The organism is Shewanella sp. MM_2022_3, assembly GCF_022557375.1.
Classification (GTDB): domain Bacteria; phylum Pseudomonadota; class Gammaproteobacteria; order Enterobacterales; family Shewanellaceae; genus Shewanella; species Shewanella xiamenensis.
On record NZ_JAKZGV010000100.1, the window covers coordinates 1 to 2,531 of the forward strand.

At 43.9% G+C, this 2,531-nt stretch carries 1 protein-coding gene and 1 tRNA gene; one reads left to right on the plus strand and one right to left on the minus strand.

All coding sequences use genetic code 11. The features are described 5' to 3' along the window. The first annotated feature begins 46 nt into the window (after positions 1 to 46). A tRNA-Asp gene (locus MMG82_RS21205) sits at positions 47 to 123 on the plus strand. A gap of 674 nt (positions 124 to 797) precedes the next feature. Here the strand turns inward: MMG82_RS21205 and MMG82_RS21210 are convergent. Further along, positions 798 to 2,438 (minus strand): hypothetical protein, encoded by a 1,641-nt coding sequence (locus tag MMG82_RS21210; protein ID WP_241407396.1) that lies wholly within the window; start codon positions 2,436 to 2,438, stop codon positions 798 to 800. Between the last annotated feature and the right edge of the window lie 93 nt (positions 2,439 to 2,531).

Here is a 2,531-nt window from a genome sequence, read left to right on the forward strand (position 1 = left end):
ATCGCCAAGCGCCTAATTTAGCTTAATGTGCAAACGTTAAGTTAAAGGAGCGGTAGTTCAGTTGGTTAGAATACCGGCCTGTCACGCCGGGGGTCGCGGGTTCGAGTCCCGTCCGCTCCGCCAACATTTCGATAAGCCCTAACAGCAATGTTAGGGCTTTTTCGTCTTTGGAGTTTATCTATTTTAATTGTCGCAGAATCCTGTTTTACAGCATTTATCCCTCTCATTTATGAGCGCATCACTGTGTGATGTACCATACCAATCGTATTTAATATCTGTTCATTTAGCGGAGAGCAAAGCACTTTAGGCAAGGTGAAGGCTTGAAGGCATAATGGGCTCTGCCAAATGCCTCGATCGCAGCATAAGCGCTTTACCATGCAATGAACACCTGACAGCCTCAAAGGCATCCTGCTTCCTGTGGGGTTGACTTAAAATGGAATAACTCTTTCTGCGTTAATGCGCCTCGGATTGAAATACCTGTAAGGCTATGAACTGATGAGATATTTGATGTGGATGGTTTCAATGGCGAGCTAAATTTAGTGGGATCGGGACAGTGTCAGTGGTTTGCTTAAATGAACTTGAGAATGAAAATACTCGACTAAAAAGCGGTTAAAGGCTGAAGTAATAGCAGAGATGATAATCCAATTTTGTTGACCACTATAAATCCCCCTTTAGTGATTAGAAGAATATAGCCTACTTAAAAATCACTAAAAGTGAGCCATAGGGATCGCTCTTATCGGCCAGATTTAAACTGGTTTATAGCGTCTCTAAGGCTAATATTCTGTCAACTAAATAGCTTAAAAGCTTTGTTTGACTAAGAATCGCCATTCCCAACTGTTTACTGAATCGCCCCCCGTGTAAGGTAGCGAAAAATCGATATGGGCGACGTTGCCATAACTGGATCTAGATGAATAAATCCGCGCGCCAATACCTATGCTACCGAGTGGGCCGTTGACTTCGTTATTGTCGGCTAAGGGACCGCCAGAGGCTTGGCCTACATCCGCAAAGACTGCCCAGCCGAGTTCGGCTAATTGGTATAAGTTGATATTCGGATAATTGCGGATTTCGGCGGTAAATAACCATTGGTTATCCCCTTGTTGATATTCGTTGGGATAACCTCGTACTCCAGTTTCATCCCCAAGTCCTTGAGTTAGATCGAGATAGGTATTATTGGACAGGCTTGCCCAAGCTTTGCCATATGCAATCCATTTTGGATTGATTTGATAGAAGTATTCCGCTTGTACATTAGCCTGAAAAGTGTCTTTTTGCGTGGTGCCTAGAGTGCTGGTCGCGCCCATTTCCAGTAACCAAAGATGTTCATCAAATTTATAACCCTTACTGGTTTGCCATTTAAAGTGGTAACCCACTGGGCTATTGTCGCCGATATCATTGGTTTCAATACCGAGTTGGATATAGTGATGCCATCCTAAGTTAAAGTCTTCATTATTACGGATCAGGTGCACGTTATTGAGTATCTGAAAATCATCTTGAACATATTCATAGGCAACCCAGGGATACATAAAGTCCCTATCTTGTGGTAACGCTGAGTTGGGATACACCTCTGAATTGGCAAACTCGTGTTTGTCTTGGGTAAAGCCAGCAATAAAGCGAGACAGATTGTCGTTGCTTCTATTGAGTAACCAACCATATTGCAAATTAAGATAATCGACAGTGTGGGCAAACTCGTTCACCTCTTGCCCATTTTGTCTCAAAATATCGGTGCGGCTATCATCTAAAAACTCGGCCGAGTACATGGTATCAGTATTCAATGAATAGAAAGGCTTGCTCACGTACACATGTTTAGCTTGGCCGTCACTATTATCATAAAATTCAGCGGCGACAATGCCGTGATCGATAAAACTCACGGGAGCCTCAAAGGCAAACTTATAGCCAGTGCGGGATTCGTTAGATTGATACTTTAAGCGGGTGCGAATGCCAGTACCTAGTAGGTTATCTTCTTTTACGCCAAAGGAGTAACGAGTGTCTCCTCCTGAGCTGCTAAAGCTGGCCGTTGGCAGTAGCGACCAGTTGTCCCAAGTTTCAATAATGATGGATTCATCTTCGAGGGGAGAATCCGTTTGGGGATCTTTCTCACTTGTATAAACTTTGGCATCACGAATATAGGGTTCGGCGCGCAGTAAACGTTGAGACTCATCGAGATCTTTTTGGGTGACCGTATCGTTTTCGCTAAAGGTAAGCTTATCGCGAACCACATATTCCTTGGTATTTATATGCAGATAGTTCGCCCAACGGTGGATAAAAAATGCATCGGGATCTGACTCGTCGAAGATCGGGTTGTTCACCACGACAATTTTGCTGACCTTTTTTGGGGCTTCCTCGGGGGGCGTTTTAGGCAAAGCCTCATCTGCTCTGGCTAGGTTGACTAGACCACATAGGCAACAAGGTAGAATCGATGCATACAGGGTAAACTTCTGCATAAAACCACTCCCGTAAACTGGATGGCGACAGCTTAAGGTTCTGCTGTGCTTCACAATTTAATAACACACGGGATATGACGATTAGTCAAGTAA

What these genes read in the sequence shown, in the direction of transcription:
- MMG82_RS21210 (WP_241407396.1), bottom strand. Translation starts at nt 2,438, where the DNA reads ATGCAGAAGTTTACCCTGTATGCATCGATTCTACCTTGTTGCCTATGT.